This window comes from Nocardiopsis flavescens, assembly GCF_900141985.1.
Taxonomy (GTDB): Bacteria; Actinomycetota; Actinomycetes; order Streptosporangiales; family Streptosporangiaceae; genus Nocardiopsis; species Nocardiopsis flavescens.
Genome location: NZ_FQZK01000002.1, coordinates 324,087 through 350,787, shown reverse-complemented (window position 1 = coordinate 350,787; position 26,701 = coordinate 324,087). Strand labels below are relative to the sequence as shown.

At 73.2% G+C, this 26,701-nt stretch carries 23 protein-coding genes and 1 pseudogene; 10 read left to right on the top strand and 14 right to left on the bottom strand.

Annotation, left to right across the window (positions count from 1 at the left end; genetic code table 11):
• Window positions 1-47: 47 nt before the first annotated feature.
• The 3 genes from BUE45_RS05855 to BUE45_RS05845 all read right to left on the bottom strand — a co-directional run bounded on the left by BUE45_RS05855 (window position 48) and on the right by BUE45_RS05845 (window position 5,962).
• Window positions 48-1,436, bottom strand: a complete 1,389-nt coding sequence (locus BUE45_RS05855) for a glycine--tRNA ligase (protein WP_178378461.1) — start codon at window positions 1,434-1,436, stop codon at window positions 48-50.
• Between the two features lie 162 nt (window positions 1,437-1,598).
• On the bottom strand, window positions 1,599-1,904 hold the full coding sequence (locus BUE45_RS05850) for an antibiotic biosynthesis monooxygenase family protein (RefSeq protein WP_073376106.1): 306 nt from the start codon (window positions 1,902-1,904) through the stop codon (window positions 1,599-1,601).
• A gap of 353 nt (window positions 1,905-2,257) precedes the next feature.
• Entirely contained in the window at window positions 2,258-5,962 is a 3,705-nt protein-coding gene (locus BUE45_RS05845) for a CDP-glycerol glycerophosphotransferase family protein (protein WP_073376104.1), read from the bottom strand.
• Window positions 5,963-6,334: 372 nt separating this feature from the next.
• Here BUE45_RS05845 and BUE45_RS05840 point away from each other — a divergent pair, with 372 nt between their 5' ends.
• The 5 genes from BUE45_RS05840 to BUE45_RS05820 all read left to right on the top strand — a co-directional run bounded on the left by BUE45_RS05840 (window position 6,335) and on the right by BUE45_RS05820 (window position 9,772).
• On the top strand, window positions 6,335-6,706 hold the full coding sequence (locus BUE45_RS05840; protein ID WP_073376102.1) for a DUF6703 family protein: 372 nt from the start codon (window positions 6,335-6,337) through the stop codon (window positions 6,704-6,706).
• 62 nt (window positions 6,707-6,768) lie between these two features.
• Complete coding sequence (locus tag BUE45_RS05835) at window positions 6,769-7,605, top strand: metal ABC transporter ATP-binding protein (RefSeq protein WP_073376100.1); 837 nt, start codon at window positions 6,769-6,771, stop codon at window positions 7,603-7,605.
• Window positions 7,598-8,500 carry a metal ABC transporter permease gene (locus tag BUE45_RS05830; RefSeq protein ID WP_073376098.1) on the top strand — a complete coding sequence of 301 codons (903 nt, stop codon included), beginning with the start codon at window positions 7,598-7,600 and terminating at the stop codon, window positions 8,498-8,500. The genes BUE45_RS05835 and BUE45_RS05830 overlap by 8 nt, the downstream gene beginning before the upstream one ends.
• Window positions 8,497-8,883 carry a Fur family transcriptional regulator gene (locus tag BUE45_RS05825; protein WP_073376096.1) on the top strand — a complete coding sequence of 129 codons (387 nt, stop codon included), beginning with the start codon at window positions 8,497-8,499 and terminating at the stop codon, window positions 8,881-8,883. The genes BUE45_RS05830 and BUE45_RS05825 overlap by 4 nt, the downstream gene beginning before the upstream one ends.
• A gap of 52 nt (window positions 8,884-8,935) precedes the next feature.
• Window positions 8,936-9,772 carry a maleylpyruvate isomerase family mycothiol-dependent enzyme gene (locus BUE45_RS05820; RefSeq protein WP_073376094.1) on the top strand — a complete coding sequence of 279 codons (837 nt, stop codon included), beginning with the start codon at window positions 8,936-8,938 and terminating at the stop codon, window positions 9,770-9,772.
• Between the two features lie 16 nt (window positions 9,773-9,788).
• Here BUE45_RS05820 and BUE45_RS05815 read toward each other — a convergent pair whose 3' ends face one another.
• From BUE45_RS05815 to recO, 4 genes are all read right to left on the bottom strand, one after another.
• A complete protein-coding gene (locus tag BUE45_RS05815; protein WP_073376092.1) occupies window positions 9,789-10,607 on the bottom strand; it encodes an SGNH/GDSL hydrolase family protein in 819 nt (272 codons plus the stop codon).
• 130 nt (window positions 10,608-10,737) lie between these two features.
• On the bottom strand, window positions 10,738-11,529 hold the full coding sequence (locus BUE45_RS05810; protein ID WP_245832829.1) for an SGNH/GDSL hydrolase family protein: 792 nt from the start codon (window positions 11,527-11,529) through the stop codon (window positions 10,738-10,740).
• Window positions 11,526-12,359, bottom strand: coding sequence for an isoprenyl transferase (locus BUE45_RS05805; protein WP_073376090.1), 834 nt, complete (start codon window positions 12,357-12,359; stop codon window positions 11,526-11,528). The genes BUE45_RS05810 and BUE45_RS05805 overlap by 4 nt, the downstream gene beginning before the upstream one ends.
• Window positions 12,356-13,087: a DNA repair protein RecO gene (gene recO / locus BUE45_RS05800; protein ID WP_073376088.1), complete on the bottom strand. Its 732-nt coding sequence runs from the start codon at window positions 13,085-13,087 to the stop codon at window positions 12,356-12,358. Before recO ends, BUE45_RS05805 begins: the two co-directional genes overlap by 4 nt.
• 328 nt (window positions 13,088-13,415) lie before the next feature.
• Between recO and BUE45_RS05795 the strand changes: the two genes are divergently transcribed.
• Window positions 13,416-14,267: a CAP domain-containing protein gene (locus BUE45_RS05795; RefSeq protein WP_073376086.1), complete on the top strand. Its 852-nt coding sequence runs from the start codon at window positions 13,416-13,418 to the stop codon at window positions 14,265-14,267.
• Window positions 14,268-14,880: 613 nt separating this feature from the next.
• On the opposite strand, the gene BUE45_RS05790 is transcribed toward BUE45_RS05795, so the two are convergent.
• Window positions 14,881-17,094 carry a TerD family protein gene (locus BUE45_RS05790; RefSeq protein WP_073376084.1) on the bottom strand — a complete coding sequence of 738 codons (2,214 nt, stop codon included), beginning with the start codon at window positions 17,092-17,094 and terminating at the stop codon, window positions 14,881-14,883.
• A 131-nt stretch (window positions 17,095-17,225) separates the two neighbouring features.
• On the opposite strand from BUE45_RS05790, the gene BUE45_RS05785 reads away from it, so the two are divergent.
• Window positions 17,226-17,939, top strand: coding sequence for a DUF2625 family protein (locus tag BUE45_RS05785; RefSeq protein ID WP_073376082.1), 714 nt, complete (start codon window positions 17,226-17,228; stop codon window positions 17,937-17,939).
• 84 nt (window positions 17,940-18,023) lie between these two features.
• On the opposite strand, the gene leuA is transcribed toward BUE45_RS05785, so the two are convergent.
• From leuA to BUE45_RS05770, 3 genes are all read right to left on the bottom strand, one after another.
• On the bottom strand, window positions 18,024-19,724 hold the full coding sequence (gene leuA, locus BUE45_RS05780; protein WP_073376080.1) for a 2-isopropylmalate synthase: 1,701 nt from the start codon (window positions 19,722-19,724) through the stop codon (window positions 18,024-18,026).
• A gap of 445 nt (window positions 19,725-20,169) precedes the next feature.
• A complete protein-coding gene (locus tag BUE45_RS05775) occupies window positions 20,170-20,655 on the bottom strand; it encodes an ATP-binding protein (protein WP_073376078.1) in 486 nt (161 codons plus the stop codon).
• Window positions 20,652-21,788: a methyltransferase domain-containing protein gene (locus BUE45_RS05770; RefSeq protein WP_073376456.1), complete on the bottom strand. Its 1,137-nt coding sequence runs from the start codon at window positions 21,786-21,788 to the stop codon at window positions 20,652-20,654. Before BUE45_RS05770 ends, BUE45_RS05775 begins: the two co-directional genes overlap by 4 nt.
• Before the next feature lie 237 nt (window positions 21,789-22,025).
• Between BUE45_RS05770 and BUE45_RS34000 the strand changes: the two are divergent.
• The 3 genes and pseudogenes from BUE45_RS34000 to BUE45_RS05760 form a co-directional block, all read left to right on the top strand.
• Window positions 22,026-22,292: pseudogene (locus tag BUE45_RS34000) on the top strand (helix-turn-helix domain-containing protein); the annotation flags it as partial.
• 141 nt (window positions 22,293-22,433) lie between these two features.
• Window positions 22,434-23,501: an NsdA family TPR-like regulatory protein gene (locus BUE45_RS05765; protein ID WP_245832828.1), complete on the top strand. Its 1,068-nt coding sequence runs from the start codon at window positions 22,434-22,436 to the stop codon at window positions 23,499-23,501.
• Between the two features lie 10 nt (window positions 23,502-23,511).
• Entirely contained in the window at window positions 23,512-23,994 is a 483-nt protein-coding gene (locus BUE45_RS05760; protein ID WP_073376074.1) for a hypothetical protein, read from the top strand.
• A 275-nt stretch (window positions 23,995-24,269) separates the two neighbouring features.
• Here BUE45_RS05760 and BUE45_RS05755 read toward each other — a convergent pair whose 3' ends face one another.
• The 3 genes from BUE45_RS05755 to gcl all read right to left on the bottom strand — a co-directional run bounded on the left by BUE45_RS05755 (window position 24,270) and on the right by gcl (window position 26,648).
• Complete coding sequence (locus BUE45_RS05755; protein WP_073376072.1) at window positions 24,270-24,542, bottom strand: type II toxin-antitoxin system RelE family toxin; 273 nt, start codon at window positions 24,540-24,542, stop codon at window positions 24,270-24,272.
• A complete protein-coding gene (gene relB, locus BUE45_RS05750; protein WP_073376069.1) occupies window positions 24,526-24,750 on the bottom strand; it encodes a type II toxin-antitoxin system RelB family antitoxin in 225 nt (74 codons plus the stop codon). The genes BUE45_RS05755 and relB overlap by 17 nt, the downstream gene beginning before the upstream one ends.
• Before the next feature lie 182 nt (window positions 24,751-24,932).
• Entirely contained in the window at window positions 24,933-26,648 is a 1,716-nt protein-coding gene (gene gcl, locus BUE45_RS05745) for a glyoxylate carboligase (protein WP_073376067.1), read from the bottom strand.
• Window positions 26,649-26,701: the final 53 nt, after the last annotated feature.

The window sequence follows — 26,701 nt, the reverse complement described above, 5'->3', positions numbered from 1 at the left end:
GACGGGCGGCGGCGGAACGGCCGGCGCGGGTCCCCGCGGGGGACGGGTCAGCAGCCGGGCAGGCGCTCGAACAGGTAGGTCTCCACCCGGTCCAGGGACACCCGCTCCTGGGACATGGTGTCGCGCTCGCGCACGGTCACCGCGTCGTCCTCCAGGGTGTCGAAGTCGACCGTGACGCAGAACGGGGTACCGATCTCGTCCTGGCGGCGGTAGCGGCGGCCGATCGCGCCGGCGTCGTCGAACTCCACGTTCCACCGGCGGCGCAGGCGCGCGGCCAGGTCCCGGGCCTTGGGCGACAGGTCGGTGTTGCGCGACAGCGGCAGCACCGCGGCCTTGACCGGGGCCAGGCGCGGGTCCAGGCGCATGACGGCGCGCTTCTCCAGCTTGCCCTTGGCGTTGGGGGCCTCGTCGACGTTGTAGGCGTCGAGCATGAACGTCAGCACCGCCCGGTCGACACCGGCCGCGGGCTCGATGACGAACGGGGTGTAGCGCTCGTTGTTCTCCTGGTCGAAGTACGACAGGTCGACGCCGGAGGCCTCGGAGTGCGTCTTGAGGTCGTAGTCGGTGCGGTTGGCCACGCCCTCCAGCTCGCCCCACTCGCCGCCGGTGAAGTTGAACCGGTACTCGATGTCCACGGTCCGCTTGGAGTAGTGGGACAGCTTGTCCTGCGGGTGCTCGTACAGGCGCAGGTTGTCCTTGGCGATGCCCAGGTCGACGTACCACTGCAGGCGGGTGTCGATCCAGTACTGGTGCCACTCCTCGTCCGAGCCCGGCTTGCAGAAGAACTCCATCTCCATCTGCTCGAACTCGCGGGTCCGGAAGATGAAGTTGCCGGGGGTGATCTCGTTGCGGAACGACTTGCCGATCTGGCCGATGCCGAAGGGGACCTTGCGGCGGGCGCTCTGCTCGACGTTCTTGTAGTTGATGAAGATGCCCTGGGCGGTCTCCGGGCGGAGGTAGGCCAGGCCCTTCTCGTCCTGGACCGGGCCCAGGTAGGTGCGGAGCAGGCCGTTGAACATCCGCGGCTCGGTGAAGGAGTTCTTGGCGCCGCAGTTGGGGCAGGCGATCGCGGCCAGGCCGTCCTCGGGCGCGTGGCCGTGCTTCTCCTCGTAGGCCTCGATGAGGTGGTCGGCGCGGAACCGCTTGTGGCAGGACTGGCACTCGGTGAGCGGGTCGACGAACTCGCGCACGTGGCCGGAGGCCTCCCAGACCTCGCGGGCGAGGATGACGCTGGAGTCCAGGCCGACGATGTCGTCGCGCTCCTGGACCATCGTCCGCCACCACTGGCGCTTGACGTTGTTCTTGAGCTCCACGCCCAGGGGCCCGTAGTCCCAGGCGGCGCGCAGGCCACCGTAGATCTCGCTGGAGGGGTACACCAGACCCCGTCGCTTGGCGAGGTTGACCAGTGCGTCCATTGCCTCTGACTTTGCGGCCATGGGGTGACTCTCCATCCGGCTGGCGGTCGGTGGATCGCAGTGCGCGATACATCGGTGCTGTCGTGGGAAAAGGGTCGCCCACCGGGACCGGGAGTGGCCACGGTGCGTGCCCGTCCACCCAGGCTAGAGCACCCGTGGTGCCCGCGCGCACGGAATAAAAGGTCAGGAAACCGGGGAATCCGGGCCCTGCGCGTCCATGATCTCGAACGCCGTCGGCTCGTCCAGAGCCCGGGAGAGCAGGGGGACGGCGTTGACCTTGACGTCGAAGTCCGAGAGCGCCCGGCGGTAGAAGCCGGCGCCGTCCCACTCGGTGACCACCGTCCACAGCGTGGGGTCGTCGGCGGCGCGCCCCAGGCGGTGGCCCCGGTAGCCGGGGCGGCGGGAGAGCACCTCGACCGCCGCGGCGGCGTCGGTTCGGAAGGCCTCGACATCGGCCTCGGACACGGAGTAGCGGGTGATGACGATCACGGACCCATTCTGGCGCACATCCGGCGGTGCGCCGCCGTCCACAGGGGCGGCCGGGGGCTTTCGCCCGCGGGGGCGGGCGCGGGATCCTGAGAAAGGGGGGCCGCGCTCCCCTTCCCCTCGCCGTGCCCGCGTCCCGCCGGGGGCCCGCACAGGCGCCCCCTGAGCACCTCTGGCACCACGGGCGCCACAGGCGGTGGGCGGACGGCGCGCGGACACCACGGGTACCGCGCGGGCACCGCGCACGGCTCGGAGCCCCGGGCACCGCGGGGGCGGCGGGTGTGCGCCCGCCGCCCCCGGCCGGCCCGCCCGGCCGGCCGGTCTTCGGTCAGCCGGTCTGCCGGGCGGCCCCCCGGTCAGTCGGTGCCGAAGACCCGGTCGACGACCCGGCGGGCGGCGCCGCCGTCGTCCAGCGGGCAGAACTGCTCCACGAACGCCCGGTAGGCGGCCCCGCTGTCGCGGGCCACGTCGTCGATCCCGCGCAGGGCCTCGACGACCTGGTCGGACTCGCTCAGCAGCGGCCCCGGCGCGGTCGACTCGAAGTCGAAGTAGAACCCGCGCAGGTTGTCCCGGTACCCCTCCAGGTCGTACGTGAAGAAGAGCATCGGGCGCCCGGTGTTGGCGAAGTCGAACATCATCGACGAGTAGTCGGTGATGAGGACGTCGGTGACCAGGAACAGCTCCATGATCTCCGGGTACAGCGACACGTCGTACACGAAGTCGCGGCCCACGACGGGCACGCTGTCCACCACCCGCGGGTGGCGGCGCACCAGGAGCACGTGGTCCTTGCCCAGCTCGTCGTACATGCGCTGGAGGTCCAGGTGCAGGTCCAGCTTGTGCTTGCCGCGCGTGTAGTACTTGTCGTCGCGCCAGGTGGGCGCGTACAGCACCACCTTCTTGTCCTCGGGCAGGCCGAGGCGGGCGCGGGTGCGCGCGGCGATCCGCTCCCGGTCGGGCGAGAAGAACACGTCGTTGCGCGGGTACCCGGTCTCCAGGATCTCGCCCTCGAACCGGAAGGCGCTGCGCAGGATGGGCGTCGCCCACGGGCTCGGGGACACCAGGTAGTCCCACTGCCGCGTCTCCCACGCCAGCTTGTCGAAGTAGTCCCGGGACTTGCCGCGGATGTTCTCCACGTCGAAGCCGATGCGCTTGAGCATCGACCCGTGCCAGGTCTGGACGACGGTCTGGTCGGGGTGGCGGTGGAACCACGCCGGCTGGCGGGAGTTGGTGACCAGGTACCGGGTGCGGGCCAGGCCCTCGTAGTACTCCCGGCCCCGGTGGCGCACGCCGGTGAGGTCCTCGGGCAGGCTCACCTGCCCGTCCGCGACCAGCCACGACATGGGGCGGTCGGCCCAGCTCCCGCGGCGGCGCAGCTCCGCGTAGACGCTCTGCGGGCTGTCGGAGTACTGGCGGCCGGTGTAGGTGTCGAAGAGGACGCCGTCGACCACCGGCTCCAGGCGCTGTGCCGGGTAGAAGGTCTCACGCAGCTCGCGCTGGGCGAAGGTGCCCTGCTCGGCGGGGCGCAGGTCGCTGCCGACCTGGAGGACGGGGATGCCGCGCCCCTGGTAGGAGAGGGTGTAGCCGCGTTCGGCGGTCTGCATCTCCAGCGGCAGGGACGCGAGCAGGTCATCGGCGAACTCCACGCCGACGTCGGCGCCGTGCTCCCCGGGGGCGTCCTCGGCGCCGCCGACCCGGCCCCGGAGCTGGTAGCCGCCGGCGGGCAGGGACAGGGTGCCGGAGAGGGTGGGGACGTCCGCCGGGGAGAACCGGGCGGTGAACCTGTCCCCGGAGCGCTCCACCTCCAGCGCGTGCTCCTCGTCGCGCCCCTGCGCCCTGGCCACCAGGCCCAGGGCGGCGGCGGCACGGAAGGCGCCGGACAGCACCAGGGTGCGGCCCTCCCAGCGGGCCTCCTCCACCGAGGGCCGGGCGTGGCCCGCGCGCAGGCGCAGGTGGCCGGTGGCCGAGCGCAGCACGGACAGCTCCCGGCGGCCGTCGCCGTCGGCGTAGGCGGCGGGGGCGACCTCGTCGGGCAGCACCAGGTGGACGGCGCGCCGGTCGGCGGTGACCAGGTGGGCGTCCCAGTCCTCCTGGCGGATGACTCCGCCGCACTCGTCGACCGTGCGGTCGAACAGGTCGCGGGCCCGGACGCGGGCCTCGAAGCGCCCGCCCTCGAACGCCACCGGCACGGTGACCGTCGCCGTGCCCGGGCGCCGGGTCAGGCGCAGCTCCACGGCCTCGGCGGCGGGGGTGGCGACCGGCTCGCCGCGCAGCTCCAGCACTCCGGCGGACGCGTCGTAGAGGTGCCCGGTGACACGGGCGAGGCAGGGCTCGACGCTGACGACGAGCTGCTGCTCGCGGTTCCAGTGCGGGCGGACCCACACCTCCTCGTCGACCTTGCGGTAGCCGGGGCGCTTGGCGGGGCCGGGGACCGGGTTGGTGAGGGTCCGGCGGCGGGTGATGCCCCGGTTGAGGACGACCAGCTCGATCTTCCAGTCGGAGGCCTCCCAGCGGCCGGAGCCGCGCAGCCGGCGGGGGTCGACGACCACGGTGAACCCGCCGAAGTCGTGGCGGGCGGCGTCGAGCACGTCGGGCAGCCGGTACTCGGCGGCGCGGCGGACGCGCACGGGGAGGCGGACCCGGCGGCTGTCGTCGGAGCGCACCGCGTAGGCGGTGACGTGCTGCTGCCAGCGCCGGTGCGCGCGCAGGTTGCGGATGCCCAGGCGGCCGCGGATGTGCAGCCGCCCGTCCTCCCAGGAGATCTCCTCGGTCTTCTGGCGGACCTTGATGTCCCCGTCGATCCGGTAGACCTCGCGGGGCACGGCCCTGGCGGGGTCCCCGGCCTCGAAGAAGGGGTAGCGGATGTAGTAGCCGAACCCGCGCCGGACCAGCCCGGCCTTCTTGATCTCGACGCTCTTGGCGAAGGTGGCCACCTCCAGCACGTCCTCCACGCGGTGTTTGCGCACCAGGTGGTAGAGCAGGCGGTCCAGGACTCCGAGCCCGTCGAGCAGCGGGGCGGGCACGTGGTCGAGGTAGGCGTTGACCAGGGCGACGGCGATCCCGCGGGCCTCCTCGTCGGCGTCGTCGAGCCGCATGAGGAGGCGGTGGAGCTCGCCCTGGAGGAGGATGCGGTCCCACAGGTCCCGGTCGTGGGTGGCCAGGTCCGCGGCGAGCCGGGTCATGGCCCCCAGCCTGCGGGTGAGGGTCTCCTCGTCCAGGGGGAGCACCTCGCGGTCGCGGCGGCGTCTGAGCAGCGCGGGACCGGGCAGGACGTCCACGGTGCGGGCCGCCAGGACCGCGCGGCGCAGGCCCAGGTCGGCGTCCTCGGGGTGCAGGCCGTGGTCGGTGAGGGAGTTCCAGAACCCGGCCCGCCAGAGCTTGTTGCCGGTGTCCCCGTCGGCGGCCAGGCCGGGGATGTTCCGGGGGTCCTCGGCCAGGCGCGCGCGGTTGCAGTGGCGGCGGTGGCGCTTGGAGGGGGCGGCGCCGAGCTCGTCGAAGGTGTGGACGTTGGCGACGACCAGGTCGGAGCGGGTGTCCAGGGCGGTGCCCAGCATGTAGGAGAGCGCGTAGCCGGTGAGGGCGTCGGAGCCCTCCAGGAACAGCAGGTGTCCGCCGCGGGCCGCGGCGGCGCCGCGGGCACGGGCGGCGGGCAGGTGGGGCGCGGGGTCGTCGGCCAGGAGCACGGCGGTGACCCCGGCGGGGGGCTCCGCGGCGAACGCGGCGGCGACGGCCAGCGCGTCCTGGGCCTGGTCGACGGCCTCGTCCCCCTGTTCGCTCTCCTCGCCGGGGGCGGCGGGGCCGTCCTGCTCGCCCTCGCCGTCGCCGTCGCCCTCCTCCTCCAGGGAGGCGTCGGGCTCCGGGACGGTGCCGGGCTGGGCGGTCGGACCGCCGCGGGGGGCGGTCTCGGGGCGGACGGGGACGAGGACGACCTCGATCCCCTCGTCCGCGGCGGACGCGGGGTCCCCCGCTCCCGGGGGGCCGCTCTGGCGGGCCAGGGAGTCGAGGCAGTACTGGAGATGGGGCTCGGTGACGTCGAACGTCACGATGACAGTCGGTTCGGGCACGGAAGTTGACACCCTCCGGAGGGTTCGCTGCCGCGGGCAGCGTGCGGGACCCGGCAGATGCGGCTCGCGCGTGGACGGGAACGGCCTTGAGCGCTTTTCGTGGTTCTCATTTCACCCTGAGTGAGACGCCCCCCGGCGAAGGCGCCCTCGCCGAGGGGTGGGGGAGGCGGTGCGGGGCCGGTCGGGGATCGACGCAGGCGGCGCACCGAGGCACTGCACTAGGGTTTCGGTACAAGTATCACAGGAGTGGGAATCGGTCGCTCCGCACGGGTATCGGTCCTGTGACGATGGCGGGCGGGACGCCCGCGTTCCGGTCCGCGGCCGGGGCGGCGGTCCCGGGCCGATGCGACCCCCAGACCGGACAGGACGCCCATGACCCCTCCCGAGCACGGTGACGAGAAGCAGGCGCGCGACGGCGGGCGCCCCCTCCCCCGGGGGGAGTCCCTGTACACCCCGGACGCGGGTCCGGTGCGGCGGGCGGTGGAGCGGCGCAGCGCGGTGCCGCTGGTGTGGCTGCACCGGTCGCCGCGGTGGCTCTCCCCGGTGCTGCTGGGGGTGCTGTTCGTGGCGGGGCTGCTGGCCCCGGGGCCGGTCGGCGGGCTGTGCCTGCTGGCGGTGGCGCTGTTCCTGGGCTGGCTGGCGTATCTGACCTGGCCCTCGCTGGACCCGCGCCAGCGGTCGCCGCGGGTGCTGGTCGTGGGGGTGATCGGCGTGCTGGCCGTGGCGAGGTTCCTGGGCTTTTGAACCGTTATCACCCTGATCCCGGGTGTTTTGACAATCATTTTCGTTTTCGTGATAATGGGTCGGTGTCAGCCCAGATCAGGGACGCATCCGTCCCACCCGCCTTCGAGGCCCTCGACGCCCGTGTCGCCTACGACGGGGTCCCCGTCCTGGACGGGGTGAACGTCGCGATACCCGCGGGCGGGACGGTGGCCGTGCTGGGCCCCAACGGGTCGGGCAAGTCCACCCTCATGCGCGCGATGCTCGGCATCGTGCCCCTCACCTCCGGCGGCATCCGCGTGCACGGCGCGCCGCTGCCCCGGTTCCGGGACTGGCGCCGGATCGGGTACGTGCCCCAGCGCCTCACCGCGGGCGGCGCCGTGCCCGCCACGGTGCGCGAGATCGTCGCCTCCGGGCAGGTCGCGGCGCGCCGGCGGCTCTCCCTGCCCACCCGCGCCGACCGGGCCGCGGTGGACGAGGCCCTGGACGCGGTCGGCCTGACCGGCCTGGCCCGCGCCTCCGTGCGCGAGCTCTCCGGGGGCCAGCAGCAGCGCGTGCTCATCGCGCGCGCCCTGGCCGGGCGCCCCGACACCTTCGTCATGGACGAGCCGATGGCCGGGGTGGACGCCGAGAACCAGCGGGCGCTCGCCCGCACCATCGCGCGGCTGCGCGAGGGGGGAGCCACCGTGGTCCTGGTCCTGCACGAGCTGGGACCGCTGGAGGACGTCATCGAGCGCGCCGTGGTGCTGGACTCGGGCCGGATCGTGCACGACGGCGCCCCGCCCGCGCCGACCGGCGAGTGCGCCCGCCCCGGCCACGAGCACCAGCACCCCCACCCCGACCCCAACGACCCCGACCCGCGGGCGGCCGAGCCGGCCTCCCCCGCGGACCTGATGCGACTAGAGGTGCCCGGCCGTGATTGACCTCCTCCAGTACGAGTTCATGCGGCGCGCGCTCATCGCCGCGGTGCTGGTCGGCCTGATCACCCCGGTCATCGGCACCTACCTGGTCCAGCGGCGGCTGGCGCTGCTGGGCGACGGGATCGGGCACGTGGCCCTGACCGGGGTCGCCCTGGGCCTGCTCACCGGCACCTCGCCCGTGCTCACCGCCGCCCTCGTGTCGATGGTCGGCGCGGTCCTCATCGAGGTGGTGCGGGTGCGCACCCGCACCAGCGGCGACGTGGCGCTGGCCCTGCTGTTCTACGGGGGCATCGCGGGCGGCGTGCTCCTCATCGGCCTGACCCCGGGGGCGGGCAACGCCACCCTGACGGGGTTCCTGTTCGGCTCGGTGAGCACCGTGAGCGAGGAGGACCTGTGGGTCGTCGCGGTGCTCGCGCTGGGCGTGGCCGCCGTGGTGGCGGTGTTCGGCCGCGAGCTGTTCGTGCTGTGCCAGGACGAGGAGGTGGCGCGGGCGCACGGGCTCCCCGTGCGCTTCCTGAGCGTGCTGCTGGCGGTCACCGCCGCGCTGACCGTGGTGATCGCGATGCGGGTGGTGGGCCTGCTCATGGTGAGCGCCCTGATGATCGTGCCGGTGGTCGCCGCCCAGCAGCTCACCCGGAGCTTCCGGGTGACGATGTCCCTGGCGGTGGTGATCGGCCTGCTGTCCTCGCTCGGCGGGCTGGGCACCGCGTTCTACGCCGACCTGGCCCCGGGCGCCACGATCGTGCTGCTGGCACTGGGCGTGTTCGTGGTGGCCGTGGTCGTGGGCGGGGTGCTGCGCAGGGCCTCCGGGCGGCGCGGCGCCGTCGCCCGGACGCCGGTGGTCGCCGCGGCGGCCGGTACGATGCCCGAGAGCGATCCGGGGAGGGTGAACCGTTGAGTACGACGACACGACGCGAGGCGGTCCGACAGGCGCTGGACGCGTCCGCCGGTTTCCGCAGCGCGCAGGACCTGTACGCGGCCCTGCGCGCCGAGGGCTCCAAGATCGGCCTGACCACGGTCTACCGGGCGCTCCAGGCGCTGAGCGACTCCGGTGAGATCGACGTGCTGCGCACCGACGACGGCGAGGCCGTCTACCGGGCCTGCGGCAGCGAGAGCCACCACCACCACCTGGTGTGCCGGGTGTGCTCCACCGCGGTCGAGGTGGAGGGGCCCGCCGTGGAGCGCTGGGCCGCCGAGATGGGCGAGGCGCACGGGTTCACCGGCGTCACGCACAGCGTGGAGATCTTCGGGACCTGCGGGCCCTGCTCGCGCCGGGCCTGAGGCGGCCCCCCGCGGTCCGCCGCGGGGGCGCCTCCGTCCGAGAGACGGGTCCATGGACGACCACCCGCTGCTGGGGCCCGTGATCGACGTCCGCTCCCGGTTCACCGCCGAGCGGGCCGCTCTGCTGTCCCTGCTGCACTCCCTGGAGCCCGGGGACTGGGAGGCCCCCGCCGTTCCCGGCTGGAGCGTGCGGGACCTGGCCGCCCATTTGCTGGGCGACGACTACGGCAGGCTGGCCGGGCGCCGCGACGGCCACCGTCCCGGGCCGGGACCGGAGCCGGGCGCGACGGTCGCGCAGACCGTGCACCGGGAGAACGCCCGCTGGGTGGACGGGACGCGCAGGATCAGCCCCGCCGCCCTCACCGGCACCCTGGAGCTGACCGGCCGGTGGGTCGCGGACCTGTGGCGCGACACGGACTTGCACGCCCCCTCGCTCGGGGTGCCCTGGGCCGGGGTGGACCCGGCGCCGGCCTGGTTCGACTGTGCCCGCGAGCTCACCGAGTACTGGACCCACCGCCAGCAGATCCGCCTGGCCGCGGGGCTGCCCGCCGACCTGTCGCCGGAGGCGGCGGGGCCGGTGCTGGACACCTTCCTGCGCGCCCTGCCGTACACTCTGCGGGATACCGCGGCCGTGCCCGGGACCCGGGCGCGCGTGGTCGTGGACGGCCCCGCGGGCGGGGTGTGGACGGTGGTGCGCGCCGGCGGGGGCTGGGCGCACGACCGGGCCGCGGCGGCGGAGGCGGCCGCGACGGTGCGCATGGACGCCGAAACCGCGTGGCTGCTGTGCACCCGGGGGATCGGTCCCGGTGAGGCCGCCGGGCGGAGCGTCCTCACCGGTGACCGGGCGCTGGCGGCCGCCTGCCGCCGGATCGTGTCGATCCTGCGCTGAGGGGCGGCGCAGCGGGTCAGCGCTCCCGGCGCAGCGGCTCCAGGCCCGGGCGCTTGGCGGTGACGTCGTCGCCGGAGGAGCGCCCGGTCAGCCGCCGGTGGATCCACGGCACCAGGAACTCGCGGGCCCAGTGCAGGTCCTCCTGGCGGGCGGCCCGCCAGTCGCGGGGCTCGGCGGGCGGCCACGGCTCGTTCCAGTCGCCGTCGGCGGGGACGCCCAGGACCTCGCACACGCGCAGTGCGAGGCGGCGGTGGCCCTCCGGGGACAGGTGGAGGCGGTCCCAGTTCCAGGCCCGCGCGTCGTCGAGGGCCCGCATGCTCCACACGTCCACCACGTCGCAGCCGTAGCGGTCGGCGATGGCGCGCAGGTGCATGTTGTAGGTGGCGATCCTGCCGCGCATGTGGCGCATGACCGGCTGCCAGTTGGTGTCGAAGCCGGTGAAGACCACGATGCGCGCCCCGGTGCGGGACAGCTCGGCCACGGCCTCGGCGAACACGGCCGCGACGGCGTCGGGGTCCGCGCCGGGGCGGATGATGTCGTTGCCGCCGGCGCAGAGGGTGATGAGGTCGGGGGAGAGTTCGACCGCGCGGGGCAGCTGCTCGTCGACGATCTGGCGGATCAGCCTGCCGCGCACCGCGAGGTTGGCGTAGCGGACCTCGCCGACGGCGTCGGCGAGGTGCTCGGCCACCCGGTCCGCCCAGCCGCGGTAGCGGCCGTTGGGCACGCTGTCGCTGTCCGGGTAGGGGTCGCTCATGCCCTCGGTGAAGCTGTCACCGAGGGCGACGTAGGACAGGATGTCCTTGCTGGTGAGGTCGTTCGTCCCAAAGCCGCTCATAGTAAGCGATGATGCAGCTCCGCACCATGGTTACGCGACAGTAGGTTCTGGGATTCCCGGGTTTTGAGCGTGACGTCACACCGTTCCGGGCCTCCCGGGGCGCAGCGCGGCGGTGCGCCCCGGGGCGGGGTCAGCGGTCCTTGGTGAGGCGCGTCAGCTCCGGGCGCTTGGCGGTCACGGTGTCGCCGGAGGAGCGCCCGGTCAGGCGGCGGCCGATCCAGGGGCCCAGGGAGTCCCTGACCCAGGTGAGGTCCTCCCGGAGCGCCTCGGCGCGGCCCACCCGCCCCGCCTCGGGCCAGGGCTCGTCCCAGTGCCCGGTGACCGGGACGCCCAGCACCTCCGCCACCCGCAGCGCGAGGCGGCGGTGGCCCTCCGGGGACATGTGCAGCCGGTCGGCGTCCCAGGCGCGGGGGTCGGTCAGCACCTGCATCGACCACTGGTCGACCAGCAGGCAGTCGTGGCGGTCGGCGATGGCGCGGACGTTCATGTAGTAGCGGGCGAACAGGCCGATGGTGCCGCGCATGTACCCGGAGGCGATGTTGACGCCGGTGAACAGGACGACCCGGGACCCGTTGGCGCGCAGCCGGGACACCGTGTTCTCCAGGACGCGGGCCATCCGCTCCGGGTCTCCGGCCGGGCGCAGCAGGTCGTTGCCGCCCGCGCAGAGGGTGACCAGGTCGGGGGCCATCTCCAGGACCGGGGGCAGCTGGTCGGTGACGATCTGGCGCATCAGCTTGCCGCGCACGGCGAGGTTGGCGTACCGGATCTCCCCCAGGTGGTCGGCGAGGTGCTCGGCCGTGCGGTCGGCCCAGCCGCGAAAGCCCGAGCCGTCCGGGTAGGGGTCGCCCACGCCCTCGGTGAAGCTGTCCCCGATCGAGACCAGGGACAGGCCGGGGCGCAGCGGTGTGTCGTCGGCCGTCACTTCTCCTCCTTCTGTGCGGCGCCGGCCACCGGGTTGGGCTCGGCTCCGCCGTAGCGGCGGTCACGGCTGGCGTAGATCTCGCAGGCCCGCCACAGGTCGCGGCGGTCGAAGTCGGGCCAGAGCGTGTCCAGGAAGACGAACTCGGCGTAGGCGGACTGCCACAGGAGGAAGTTGGACAGCCGCTGCTCCCCCGAGGAGCGCAGGAACAGGTCGACCGGGGGGACCTCGGGCGAGTACAGGTGCCGGGAGAGGGTGTCCTCGGTGATCTTGTCCGGGGAGATCTCCCCGGCCGCGGCCCTGCGGGCCAGGGTGCGCACGGCGTCGACGATCTCGGCCTGGCCGCCGTAGTTGACGCAGAACTGGAGGGTGAGCGCGGTGTTGTCGCGGGTCATCTCCTCGGCGTCGCGCAGCTCCTTGATGACGCTCTTCCAGAGCATGCCGGAGCGGCCCGCCCAGGTGACGCGCACCCCGCGGGCGTGCAGCTCGTCGCGGCGGCGGCGGATGACGTCGCGGTTGAAGCCCATGAGGAAGCGGACCTCCTCCGGGGAGCGCTTCCAGTTCTCCGTGGAGAAGGCGTACGCCGAGAGGTTGGGCACGCCCAGCTCCAGGGCGCCCTCGATGACGTCGAAGAGGGACGACTCACCGGCCTTGTGCCCCTCGGTGCGCGGCAGGCCGCGCTGCTTGGCCCAGCGGCCGTTGCCGTCCATGACCACGGCGACGTGCCGGGGCACCAGGTCGGCGGGGAGCTCGGGTGGGCGCGCCCCGCTCTCGTGCGGGACGGGCACGGTGTACTCCCGCCGGTTACCGGTGTCGAAGCTGAACAGACTCAAGAACGCTCCACATGGCGCAGTGATCGGATTCCGTTTTCCAGATGCCACTGTAGGTACGCCGCGACCAGGCCGCTGCACTCGGAGCGGTGCCGGGGGTCGCTGGCGTCCGCCGCCGCCCAGTCGCCCCCGAGCAGGGAGGACATGAGGCGGACGGTGTCGGGCGAGGGGTGGACGCTGCCGTGCGGGCGGCACACCGTGCACACCGTGCCCCCCGCGTGGATCGCGAAGGAGCGGTGCTCCCCGCGGTCGCCGCAGCGGGCGCACTCGGACAGGGCCGGGGCGTACCCGGCCACGGCCAGGGAGCGCAGCAGGTAGGCGTCCAGGACCAGCCGGGCCTCGTGCACGCCCTCTCCCAGGGTGCGCAGCGCGCCGAGGAGCAGGAGGAACTGGCGCAGGGCCGGGTCCTTCTCGACGGCGACGACCTTCTCCGCGGTCTCCAGCATCGCCGTGGCGGCGGTGTAGCGGGAGTAGTCGTTGACCACCGCCTCGCCGTAGGAGCGGACCGTCTCGGCCTGGGTGACGACGTCCAGGGTCCTGCCGGTGTGCAGCTGGAGGTCGACGTGGGTGCAGGGCTCCAGCCGGGCGCCGAACCGCGACCGGGTGCGCCGCACCCCCTTGCCCACCGCCCGGACCAGTCCGTGGCGCCGGGTCAGCAGGGTGATGATGCGGTCGGCCTCGCCCAGCTTCTGGTTGCGCAGGACGACACCCTCGTCACGGTAGAGGCTCACTCCCCCATTGTCGCGGATACCGGTGACCGTCCTTGCGCCGGGATGGATCACATATGCCGGACGCACACCGTCTTGACCAGGTTGATCACGTTTTGGATTCCCTTTTCAAGATATTTGGTCTACTCTCACGCGCTAGATGTCACTCGTCGGGCCCGCCGCCCTTCCCCCGCGGCCTCCCCGGCGCCGCCGCGCGCAGGCGCGGCACGTCTGACACCGGGTCACGCAGAACGCACGTGGCCATGGGCGAACAGAGAGTCACCCGAGGGTACAAAACCCCCTTCAGGCAGCTGGACCGCCTGAATCCCGCACATACCGGAGGAGAGCGAACATGGCGCGTGGTCGTCGAGGAAAACGACGGGCCAGCCCCCGGCGCTCCCAGCGCAGGAGACCGGTCCCCCTGTTCGTCGCCCTGGCGGCGGTGCCCGTGGGGCTGACCCTGGCCGGAGCGCTGCTGGTCACGGGGGCCGGTGACGAACTGAACCCGTTCCGGACCACGGCCGACGGGTCGGCGCTGCCCGACGGCTCCGCCTCGTCCGTCAGCACCGCGCCGCCGCAGGTGCCGGACGCCTCCGAGGACCCGGACTTCTTCGTGTCCCCGGACGCGCCGGCGTCGGAGCGCACCCCGGCCGGCGACAGCGAGCCGCAGAGCGCCGACGTCACCGCCTCGTCCTCTCCGGAGGACTCCGAGAGCGAGGACGACGACGGGGACCGCGGCCAGGGCGCGGGCGGGTCCAACGGTGGCGGTGGCTCGGGCGGCTCCAACGGCGGCGGTGGCGGCGGTGGCGGTGGTGGCGGTGGCGGCACGGGGTCCTCCTCGGCCGTCACCGATGAGGTCGTGCGCCTGGTCAACGCCGAGCGCGCCGGCGCCGGCTGCGACGCGCTCCGCGTGGACTCGCGGCTCACCGCCGCGGCACAGGAGCACAGCGAGGATATGGACCGGCGCGACTACATGAGCCACGAGAACCCCGAGGGCGAGGGTCCCGGAGAGCGGGCCAGCCGCCACGGGTACAACGCCTGGGGCGCCGAGAACGTCGCCAAGGGGCAGACCAGCGCGGCCCAGGTGATGGACGCCTGGATGAACAGCGACGGCCACCGCAGGAACATCCTGAACTGCGGGCTGGAGGCGATCGGCGTCGGCGAGTCCGGCAACGCCTGGACGCAGAAGTTCGGCTGGGAATAGGCGCCGGCGAAGCCACGGGGCGGCCCGCGCGGGAATCCGCGCGGGCCGCCCCGTCCCCGTGAGGGGCCCCGGAGGGTGCGGCTGCTGAGTCCGAGAATGAGAAGGAAGCCCGCCCGTCGCCCTCCACCACCCTCAAAGGACGCCTTCGGCGACAGACCACTACCGCGGTGCCGGGAAGCCTGGAACGCGGTGCCGGGTGAGGAGGGTGGGAGGGCTGGACCATTAGCAGTGGAGCCCTCCGGAGAGGGTTGAGACGGATGCCCGCCCGTCGCCCTCCACCACCCTCAAAGGACGCCTTCGGCGACAGACCCATACAAGCCCGTCGCCCTCCACCACCCTCAAAGGACGCCTTCGGCGACGGACTTCTCCCGGTGCCTCGGGCACCGCGCCGGTGAGGTGGGAGGACCTGCTGGGCGTTCCCCTCGCGGGGTAACGAGAAGGAAGCGGGACCGGTGCCTCACCGCCGGGCCCGTGGGCCCGGAGTACGGGGCGGAGAGTGGTCCGGCTGCGTTTCTAAAGAGGAAATGAGGAGAAGGAAGCCGGTCCGGTGCCGCCCCGCCCGCAACGTTAGCGGGCGGGGCGTTCGCGTGCCACCGGGTTTCCACCGCGGCCCTCAGCCGACCGGCCCCGGCTCGGGACCGGTGTCGGGGAGCAGCGAGGCCAGCGTCGGCAGGGTGATCGACTCCACCCCCTCCGGCAGCCCCTCCGGGCGTTCGGTGCCCAGGTGGCCGACCCGCAGCTCCCCCCTCTCCAGCCCCTCGGCCTCCTCCTCCGTGAGCGGTCCCGCCTCGCGCACCCGCGTCCCGCGTTCGACCATCATGCCGACGAGGTCGCCGACGGTCAGGTACCGGCGCGTCAGCACCCCGCGGGCCAGCAGGGCGCCCGGGACCCCGGTGTCCTCGACCCGGTTGAACTGTTCGTCCGCCGCCAGGAACAGGTGCAGCCAGCGTGCCGACCAGGTACCGTCCGCGCCCCTGGCGAAGGCCAGCGGTACCAGCACCCGGGACTCGCCCTCCAGGTCGGAGCGGACCCGGACGGCGCGCGGCTCGAACGGCATCCCCCGCTGCGCGGCGTCCAGCGCCATGTAGCCGAAGAACGCCTCGGGCAGGTAGGTGAACCGGTCGCCGCTGTACACCAGCACCTGGGGCACCACGTACCGCACCTGCGGCCCCAGGGCGCCCAGTTCGATGTCGATCATCTCGGTGGCCCCGCCGGGAGCCGGGGCCTCCACCAGGTCTCCGGAGTGCACGACCCCGTCGGCCTTGAGGTTGGTCCAGGAGACCTGCCCCACGGGGGAGAAGTCCTCGCCGAGCATCATCACCGACAGGTCCAGGTCGGTGGTGGTGCCCTGGCCCTCGACCCAGTGCACGAAGAAGCGCAGGCGCTCCCCCTCCACCGCCGTGACGCTGCCGCGCGGCAGCACGCCCAGGCCCCCGGAGGTGCCGCGGCCCGAGCGCGGGACGGCCACGTCGCGCACGGCCGGGTCGACCAGCAGCAGGTCGAAACCGGGCAGCCGGCGGGCGATCAGGGCGTCCAGCGCGGCCGTCACGGCGGCCGTGCCGGCCTCGGGCAGCGGCGTCCGGGTGTCCCGGGCCGTCCAGCCCCGGGCGCTCTCGTTGGCGAACAGCCGCACCGAACCGGGCAGGCTCCGGTTGGCGAGCTGCTCGCGGGCCGAGGCCAGCACGCGGCCCGACACCCGGTGGCCGACCGCCTCCAGCCGCTCCACCAGCAGGCCGGTGGCGGCGGGGCCGCCCGCGACCATGATCCGGTCCAGGGACCGCACCAGGGTCCCGGGCGCGGCGGACAGCAGGTCGACGGCGGCGGGCACGTCCCCGGCCCGGAACGCGGTCTCCACCCGGGCCGCCAGGGTGCGCACGCGCTTGTCGCCCCGGGCCACCGCGAACACGTCGCGGGCGTGGGCCAGCGCGGGGTACTCGTGCGGGTGCAGTCCCTCCCCCAGCCGCTTCCAGCCCTGGACGCGGCGGCCGACGTCGGCGAGCCGGCCCGGGTCGGCGGCGACGATCCCGTCCAGGGCGGTGAGCAGCAGGCGGCGCTCACGGCGGGTGAAGGAGCGCAGGCGCGCGGGCCGCACCAGGGTGGGGTCGCCGTCGGACAGTGCCTGGGCCAGGCGCAGCACGTCGGTGACGGTGTCGAGGAGGGGCGGGTGCCCGGCGCGCACGCGGGCGGCGTTGACCACGGCCCGGTTCTCCCGGACCGGGACGGCGGGCGGCTCGTGGTCGGGGCAGGCGGCGGCCAGGCGGCCCAGCAGGTCGCGGTCGGCTCCGGAGAGCGGCACCGTCGACCCGGCCAGGTCCGTGTAGTGCAGGCGCGCCTCCTCCTCGGGGGTTCCGCCGGGGTGCAGCAGGGTCCAGCGGTCCTTGCTCCCGGCGACGAAGGCGTCGCGGACGGCCGCCAGTTCGGCGTAGGTGTGCCGGTGGCGGCCGTAGGCGGGCAGGGAGAGCAGGTCGAGCCCGCCGGGCCCCAGGTCCACCCGGTCCCGGTGCGCCGGGTCGGTGAGCGCGCCGACCAGGCACTCCAGCCAGAAATCCACGGTGTCGGGGACGTTCTCGGGGAAGTCCGCGAAGTACACGTTGTGCTCGGCGCCGGCGCCGGCGAGCTCGCGGACGGCGGCGAGCAGGGGCAGGGCGGTGCGCAGCACGGCGTCGGGCGCCAGGGCCTCCAGGCGGGCCCGCAGGCCCCCGGTGAGGGCGAACCCGAGGGGCAGCAGCGCGGCGTCGAGCCGCCGCACCGCGGCGGCGCCGTCGCCGCTCCCGGACGCGGGCAGGGGGACCCGCAGGGTCCGCTGGATGATCTCGCTGTGCACCATGCCCGGAATGCTCCCACCGCCCGAACCCCCGCCGCCAGGGGTTTTCGGCCTGCCGAGCGGGGTGTCACGGGGCGGTACTAGGGTGATCGGCACCGGAGTGAGAGGCGTTCGCCGCGGGCGGGAGGGAACGAGTGCGCGAGCTCAGTGAGCTGATCGAGGTGGACCGGCCCGGGTGGCCGGAGGTACGGGGGCACCTGGAGCGGTCCCGGGTCCCGGTGCGGGCGCTGCCCGGGGACCCGGCCCAGGGGCGCACCTGCCTGCACCGGCTCCAGGTGACCGCCCGGTCGTTCCTGGGCGCGCTGGCGCTGGAGAGCGGCGGCCTGCTCGTGGACGACGGGTGGCTGCGGGTGCACGGGGGCGGCGGTGCCGGGCTGGCGGGGCTGGGCGAGGTCAACGACCTCAGCGCCGCCGTGGTGCACGGCCCCCCGGTGCGGCTGGTGGTGGGGCACGACGTGCTGGGCGGGGTGTTCGCGCTCAACGGCCCGGCCTGCGAGGACGACCGGTATCCGGGGCGCCCCGGCGAGATGGTCTACTTCGCCCCCGACTCCCTGAGGTGGGAGCCGCTGGAGGCCACCTACGCCTCCTGGCTGCTGTGGATGCTCCAGGAGCAGAACCTGGAGAACTTCTACGCCGACCTGCGCTGGCCGGGGTGGCGCGGGGAGGTCGGCGGGCTGGCGCCGGACCGGGGCCTGGCCGCGACGCCGTTCCTGTGGACGCGGGAGGCGGCGCGGGATCCGGCCGCGGTGCGGCGGGCCCCGGTGCCCGTGGCCGAGCTGGTGGGGATGAACCGGGAGTTCGCGGAACTGGCGGGCGGCCCGGACCCGGGGCCGTTCGGCACGCTCTGACGCTCCGGCCCCGGAACGGGCGAGGGGCCCGCGGTACCGCTCGGGTCCGAGCGGTACCGCGGGCCCCCGCCCGCGTGCTCGCGGTCAGGCGCGGCCGATGGCGCTGCACAGGGCGCGCAGCGACGCGGTGGTGATGCTGCTGTGGATGCCCACGCCCCACACCACGCGGCCCTCGATCTCGGCCTCGACGTAGGCGGCGGCGCGGGCGTCGCCGTCACCGCCCATGGAGTGCTCCACGTAGTCCATGACCCGCACCTTGACGTCGACGCCGGTCAGGGCGTCGCAGAACGCGGAGATGGGGCCGTTGCCGGTGCCGGACAGCTCGCGGATCTCGCCGCTGACGCGGGCGTCGGCCTCGATCCGGTAGATGCCGTCGGCGTCGGTGGTGGAGCGGTGCGCCAGGACGGCGACCGGGCCGTCCTCGCGCAGGTAGGTGTCGGAGAAGATCTCCCAGATGCGCCCGCCGGAGAACTCGCCGCCCTCGGTGTCGGTGAACTTCTGGATGACCTGGGAGAACTCGATCTGCAGGCGGCGCGGCAGGTCCAGCGAGTGGTCGCGCTGCATGATGTAGGAGACGCCGCCCTTGCCGGACTGGCTGTTGACCCGGATGACGGCCTCGTAGTTGCGGCCGACGTCCTTGGGGTCGATGGGCAGGTAGGGGACGTCCCAGCCGTACTCCTCCACGGGGACGCCGGCGGCCTCGGCGTCGGCCCGCAGCGCGGTGAAGCCCTTCTTGATGGCGTCCTGGTGGGAGCCGGAGAAGGCGGTGTACACCAGGTCGCCGCCGTAGGGGTGGCGCGGGGCGACGGGCAGCTGGGTGCAGTGCTCGACGGTGCGGCGGATCTCGTCGATGTCGGAGAAGTCGATCTTCGGGTCGACGCCCTGGCTGAACAGGTTCAGGCCCAGGGTGACCAGGCAGACGTTGCCGGTGCGCTCGCCGTGGCCGAACAGGCAGCCCTCGACGCGGTCGGCGCCGGCCATGACGGCCAGTTCGGCGGAGGCCACCCCGGTGCCGCGGTCGTTGTGGGGGTGCACGGACACGACCACGTGCTCGCGCCGCGACAGGTTGCGGCTCATCCACTCGATCTGGTCGGCGTAGACGTTGGGGGTGGAGCGCTCGACGGTGGCGGGCAGGTTCAGGATGATCTCGCGGCCGGGGCCCGGGCGCCAGACGTCCATGACGGCCTCGCAGACCTCCAGGGCGAAGTCGATCTCGGTGTCGATGAAGATCTCGGGCGAGTACTCGTAGCCGAAGTACTCGGTCTCGCCCAGGTACTGCTCCGCGAAGCGGATGACGTGCCGGGTGCCCTCGACGGCGATGGCCTTGCAGGCCTCGCGGTCCACCTTGAAGACGACGCGGCGGAAGGTAGGCGCGGTGGCGTTGTACAGGTGCACGGTGGCGCGCCGGGCGCCGACCAGGCTCTGCACCGTGCGCTCGATCAGGTCCTCGCGGGCCTGGGTCAGGACCGAGATCTGGACGTCGTCGGGGATCCGGTCGCCCTCGATCAGGGAGCGCACGAAGTCGAAGTCGGTCTGGCTCGCCGCGGGGAAGCCGACCTCGATCTCCTTGTAGCCCATCTTGACCAGCAGGTCGAACATCTCGCGCTTGCGGTCGGGGTCCATGGGCTCGATCAGGGCCTGGTTGCCGTCGCGCAGGTCGGTGGACAGCCAGCGGGGGGCCTCGGTGATGGTCTTCGCGGGCCAGGTGCGGTCCGGCAGGTCCACCGGAGCGAAGGGCTCGTAACGGTGGAACGGCATGGGACTGGTCTTCTGCTGCGGCACCATGACGGTGACTCCTCGGGAAAGTGTGGCGCGTGATGTCGTGGTCGACACGGCAAGCCGAAGTCCCGCGGCGAGGGGGTCGACCTTTTAACGATCCCCGCCGCGGCCACTAAGAAGGAGGAGCTCGCGCAGCATAACGATCTTCACGCTAGCAGACCGGCGACGGAATCCGGTACCCGTCGTCCACATGGTGGGACGACCCCTCGCTGATCTGGGATGATTCGTACGGTTCCCGCAGGCTTTGGATGATCGCTCAAAACAGGTACCTCGACTTCAAGATACAGCCGCGCGCGGGTTACCCTGGGGGAGAACCCTTCAGTGCTAGGGGGGTCATGCGGATTCCGTCGGCGGGACCCAGGGTGCGGCCAACACCCGGGGCCCGGGGGGACAGGTGAGCCCTGTCGCCGCCGGGCCGGTACCGCCGGCGGACATCCCCGCGGCGACGGCGTCACCGGGAGGGCGGGTCGAGGTCGAACTCGGCCCACACGAGGTACGTCCACTCCTCCTCCCTGGCCCCGATCCGCCGGCTCCCCCAGCGGTCGGCGAAGTGCGAGATGAGGGTCAGCCCCGCCCCCTCGGTCTGCTCCACGCCGTCCCGGACCGGCGGGACCGGCAGCGCCTCCGCGGACTCCCGCTCGCCCACGGACAGGCGTAAGACGCGCTGGGACAGCCCTCTTCGGCGCAGGGACAGGCTCCGGAACACGATGATCCCGCGGCCGGCCCAGGAGGCGCGGGCCAGGGCGCCGGTGAACATCTCGCTGAGGCACAGGGTGAGGGAGTCCTCGATGTCCTCGCCCACGCCGGGGAGGAAGGAGAGGTCCTGCCGCAGGTCGCCGCGGGCGGCGGAGATGCGGCCGGGGTCGCCCGGATACCAGCGGGACTTCCAGCGGCGCTCGGTGCAGGCGCCGTTCAGGTGGACGCGGGTTCGGCTCATGGCTCTACTCCTCGGGGTGGTGGGGAAACGTGAAGCACCGTCGACTCGTCGTCGAGCCAGGCGGTCTGCCGGTCGGCCGTCACCGTGAGGCCGAACCGGTCGGGGGCCGGGCGGCCGGCCTCCCGCCAGAGCCCGTGGGCCCGTTCGAGTTCGTCGGCCAGGTACCGGGGGCCCTTCTGGCGCACCTCGGACCCCTCGCCCCCGGGCTCGACCGGCGCGCGCACGAGCGCCCAGGAGCCCGTGTCCGCGTCCACGAGGCACAGGTACAGGACGGGGCCGGACCCGTGGCGCACCGCTCGGCCCACCCCGGGCAGGAGGAGCCCCGCGGCGAACGCCGCGGAGGCGTCGAGCAGCTCGGCGCGGCCCAGCTCCGATCCGCGGACGGGCAGGTCGGCCTCGGGGCGCAGGCTCCGTGAGAGCCGGCGCCAGTGCCCCGCCCCGTCGTGGCGGCCGCCGTTCCCCCGCAGCCGCGAGAACCGGCCCCGCGCCGTACCGTCCGCGCCCACGCCCAGGTCGGCCAGGGCGTACTGGCCGGAGACGTCCCCCCAGGGCACCAGGATCCGGCCGCCGGGCTGGCACCGGCGTATCCAGGCGCAGGGGATCCGGTCGACGGGGGCGAAGCTCAGCACGCGGTCGCGGGGTGCCTGCTCCGACCACCCCGGTCCCGTGACCACCCGCGGCTCCAGCCCGGTGGAGGCCAGGCGCACCCGTACGCGCTCGGACTGTGCGGCGCCGCGTTCCACGACCGTGACGGCGTCCTCGCCGAGCCTCCTCGCGAGCAGTCCCGCGCAGTAGCCGCTTCCGGAGCCGACCTCCAGGACCTGCATGCCCTGTGTGGCACGGGCGGCGGTCAGGAGCTCGGCCGCCAGCGACGGGGAGCACAGCCAGGAGCGGGGCCCGCCGGCGTCCTCCTCCCCCGGCCCCGGCGGTTCGAGGACCGGGGAGTCGGCGTAGGCCGCGCGGAGCCACCCGTCCTCGTCCCCGTCCCTGTCCTGGAGCGCTCCCCCGCCCCCCTCGAACCGGTCGGGGACGAAGAGGTGGCGCGGCACGGACTCGAAGGCGGGCCGCCACTGCGCCGGCAGCAGGCCCCGGGCCAGGAGCCCCCCGACGAGGTCGTCGCTGAGGGAGGTCACCGGGACCACCGGTCCGCCGGGTGGAGTTCTGTTCCTCGTGCGGGGCCGTTCCGCCGCTGCGCTCCGCACCGTGTCGGGAATTTCAAGGTGCACGGACTCCGTCCGCCGCGGTCCGGACCCGATCAGGGTCTTGAGTCCATTACACGGCCGTTCGTTCTGGGTAAGGATGAACAGGGACATGGGAACCCGCTCACCCTTCCTCTAGGAATCCCGCACGGATATACAACGGTGGTATGAATGCCAAAACACCTGGCCCACGCGTCGCTGAGACCACCGCTGCCTTTCTGGAACCGCCGGGACGTCCGCCGGTCCCTCACCGAGCGGGACGCGGGGACCCTCTTCGGCCTTCTCCGGCAGCACACCGGTGCGAGTCAGCAGGTCATCGGATCCGCGGTGGACATGGCCCAGCCCCACGTGAGCGCGATCATGTCCGGGCGCAGGTCCGTGACCGCGCTCGACACATGGATGCGTGTCGCGGACGGCCTGGAGATGCCCACCCAGGCCCGGCGCGCCCTCGGCCTCGCCGATGGTCCGGAAAAGCATGATCCTGTGGATTTTTGGACAGAACCGTCTCTACAGCACGGCGAATTGTCTCCCTCCACCACAACGGCGGGTGAGATCGCCGAGATCACGTTGAGGGACCTGATGAAACGCAGAGACGCTTTCGCGGTCGGCGGCGGTTTGATCGCCGGTGCCGCCCTGACGGAGCTGGTCGAACACTGGTTGGCACCGAGGCCCACAAGACCGGTCAACGGCAGGAATTCGATCGGGGAACTGGAACTCGAGAGAATTGAGGCCGCCACGGTCTGCCTGCGCCACTGGAGCGAGCGGTGGCGAATGGGGACGCGGAGGAAGGCGGTGATCGGCCAGCTCTCCGAGGTCTCCGAACTCGTGGAGTACCCGCAGGGGGCGCAGGTCCAGTCGCGGCTCTTCGCCGTGATGGCGGAGCTCGCCAAGATCGTGGCGTCGATGTCCTTCGACTCCGGGGACCACGCCACCGCGCAGCGCTACTACGGGATCTCCCTCAGGGCTCTGCAGCAGGCCGGGCCCGAGCACCGTGCCTACGGCGTCGGCGTCCTGGCCGACATGGCGCGCCAGATGCTCGACCTGCACCACCCCGAGGACGCCCTCGACATCACCCGGCTGGCCCTGGACAAGGCCGACTCCCTGGGCCTGCCGCCGGTCGCCCGGTCCCTGCTGCGCACACGGGAGGCGTGGTCGTACGCGCACATGGGCCGGGCCGAGGCCTTCCGCCGCTCCGTCCGCCAGGCCGAGGACCTGTTCGACCGGGGAGGGGAGCAGCCGCCCCTGTGGGCGAGGAGCTTCGACCGCGCGGAGCTGTCGGGGGTGATCGGCGCCCGCTACCGGGACCTGGGGCGCAGCCAGAGCGAGCCCGGGGAGAGGCGGCGGTACGCGGAGCGGTCGGCGGAGTACATCCTGCGGGCGCTGGAGTCGCGGGGCGACCACCAGGAGAAGGGGCGCGCGTTCGACCGGATCGGGCTGGGCCGGACCTACCTGGTCCTGGGCGAGCCCGGCGCCTCCGCGGCCTCCGTGCGCGGCGTGTCGGCCTCCCGCTCCGCCCTGGGCTCGGGCCGGGTGCGCAGACGGTTGGAGGACTGGCACACCGAGGCCGCAAGCGCGCACAGACACCCGGACGTGGCGGAGTTGCGCGAAGAGCTCTCCCTTACCCTTCTTCCACTCCCCCGTACATGAAAGGGATGCTGTGACACGGATAGGTATCACCGGACATTCGAACCTGACCGGAGAGAACGCCCAGGTCGTCAGAGGCGCACTCGCCGAAGCCCTCGCGCCCTACCGGGACGGCGACCTGGTGGGCATCTCGTGCCTGGCACGCGGCGCGGACCAGCTCTTCGCCTCGGCCGTCCTGGAGGCGGGCGGCCGTGTCGAGGTCGTCCTGCCGTCGGCCGACTACCGTGAGAACAAGGTCAAACCGCACGAGCGGGACTCCTTCGACGACCTGCTCATCCGCGCGGCCTCGGTCCGCTACATGCCGCACCGCCGTGCGGGCCGGGAGGCCTACGAGGAGGCGAACCAGACGCTCCTCTCCCGGGCGGAGCGGCTCTTCGCCGTCTGGGACGGCCAGCCGGCCGACGGCCGCGGCGGGACCGGGGACGCCGTGGAGACCGCCCGTCAGCAGGGGCTGCCGGTCGAGGTGATCTGGCCGGACGGGGTGAGCCGCGGCTGAGGACCGCGAGGGCCTCCCCCACCTGATCACCGCGGACCGGTCGTTGCACGGTCCGTGCCGCGCGTGCGGAGGGAACGGGGCCGAGCCCTGCGGACCGGTCGGCGGACGCGGTGGCCGCGGCGCGGGGGTCCCCCGACCGTGTTCCCACTCTAGTCCCCGGCCACCGCCCGTGTCCGGGTTTTCCCGTGATCGCCCGGGGTCGTCGGCGCCTGTGCGCGGACGGCCCCGCGGGCCCGTCCGCGTGCGCGTGCGCCCGGGCGCACGGCCCCGGGGCCTCAGCCCCGGTAGACCTCACGCCGGTGCTTCACGTGCAGCACCAGAACGACGACCACGTCGTCCCGGACATCGGCGATGATGCGGTAATCCCCTACGCGGTAGCGCCACAGGTCGCCGAGTCGGTTGCCCTTCAGCGCCTCACCGAGTTCGCGCGGGTCCGAGGACCCCTCGATCCGCTCACCGAGGAACCGAAGGATGCGCCGTACAGCCTGGGGATCGAGTTTGCGCAGCTCGCGTTGAGCGTCATCGTGGAGTTCAACCCTCCAGGTCATGCTCCGCCATCACTTCCGAGAGGGGAACGGAGCCGCTGCGGCCCGCCCGGAGGTCTTCCAGACGGCGCTCCGCCAGGTAGACCTCTTCGAGTTCGTCCAGATGAGCGACGATCGCCTCGCGGGCGTAGAAGCTCTTGGACCGACCGGTCTCCTTGGCCAGCGCTTCGAGTCTTTCCTCGATCTCCGCCGGAAGCCTGAGTGCCAGCATGCGCCACCTCCCTGGTTGCTATACAAGTATAGCATTCTGCTTCCGGTGCTCTCGGAGACGCGTGCGCCCGGGCGCACGGCTCCGGGGCACCCGGCCCGGGGCCGGGCGGCCGGGCGCCGGGGACGCGGCGGCCCCTCCCCCGTGGCCGGGGGAAGGGGCCGCCGCCGCGCGGGCGGGCCGGGTCAGGCGCCGGGGACCGGCTCGAACTCCTTGACCGCGTCGATCGCCGGGCCGTGCGGGGTGTTGGCCTCGCGCTCGATCATGATCTCCACGAGCACCGGCCGGGAGGTCGACCTGGCCTCCTTGCGGGCCCACTCCAGGGCGTCGCGGACCTCGCCCGGCTCCAGGACCCGGCGGCCCGAGCAGCCGTACGCCTCCATGATCTTGACGTTGTCCGTGCCGTACTCGTCGTAGTGGATGTCCACCTGGTAGTTCATGTCGAAGGGGATGGACGCCTGGCGGATCAGGCCCAGGTACTCGTTGTTGAGCATGATGATCACGTACGGGACGTTGTACTGGGCGGCGACGGCCAGCTCCTCGACCATGTACTGGAACCCGTAGTCGCCGACGATCCCGACGACCTCGGCGTCCGGCTCGGTCGCCTTCAGCGCCTTCTTGACGCCGATGGCCGCGGGGATCTCCCAGCCCAGCGGGCCCGCCTGGCCGCAGATCTGGTAGCGGCGCGGCTTGTACGCCTTCTGGTGCTGGCCGCCCCAGATCTGGTAGAGGCCGATGGCGGTGACGAAGTAGGTGTCCTCGTCGAAGACCTCGTTGATCTCCTTGTAGACGCGCGGCGCCTTGACCGGGACGCTGTCGAAGTCCTCGCGCCGGGTCAGGGTGGCCTTGAGCTCGCCGACCCGGTCCACCCAGGCCTGGACGGCGGCCCGGGCGCCGCGCCTCTTCGCCGCGGCCAGCAGTTCGCGCAGGAAGAGGCGGGCGTCGGAGACCACGCCCAGGTCGGGCTCGAAGACCCGGCCGATCTGGGTGGCCTCGATGTCGACGTGGATGAACGTGCGCTCGCCCCGGTAGACGTCGATCCGGCCGGTGTGCCGGTCGGCGAAGCGGGCGCCCACCGCCAGGACCAGGTCGGACTCCAGGAACGAGGCGTTGCCGTAGCGCTGGGAGGTCTGCACGCCGGTCATGCCCGCGTACAGCGGGGAGTCCTCGTCGAAGGAGCCCTTGCCCATGAGGGTGACCTGGACCGGGACGCGCAGGTACTCGGCGAGTGCGCGCAGGTCGTCGGAGGCCTCGGCGAGGATGACGCCGCCGCCGGCCAGCAGCAGGGGGCGCTCGGCGGCCAGCAGCAGGTCCAGGGCCCGCTCGACCCGGGGCATGTGGGGCTCGACGGTGTTCACCTTGAGCGGGGCGTCCAGGGCCGGGTCGTACTCGATGACCTGCTGGGCGATGTCCACGGGGATGTCGATGAGGACCGGACCGGGCCGCCCCTCGCGGGCGATCCGGAACGCCTCGCGGAAGATCCACGGGGCGGTCGCCGCCTCCTTGACCTGCACCGCCCACTTGGTGACGGGCTTGGCGATCTCGACGATGTCGACGGCCTGGAAGCCCTCCTTGTCCAGCAGGTCGGTGCGCTGCTGGCCGGTGATGCAGACGATGGGGATGGAGTCGGCGATCGCGGTGTACAGGCCGGTGATCATGTTGGTCCCGGCGGGGCCGGAGGTGCCGATCGCGACGCCGACCCGGCCGGTGGTGCGCGACCAGCCGTCGGCCATGTGGGTGGCGCCCTCCTCGTGGCGGACGACGAGGTGCTCGATCCCGCCGACGTCCTCCAGCGCCTTGTAGAGGGGCAGGATGGCGGCGCCGGGGCAGCCGAAGGCGGTGTCGACGCCCTCGTCCTTCAAGACCTCGACGACCGCGTTCATCACGGGCATCTGTGCCATGGCTGTTCCTTCAGTGCTAGGGGTGGGTACCGGGGGCCGTCCCCGGCGGGTCA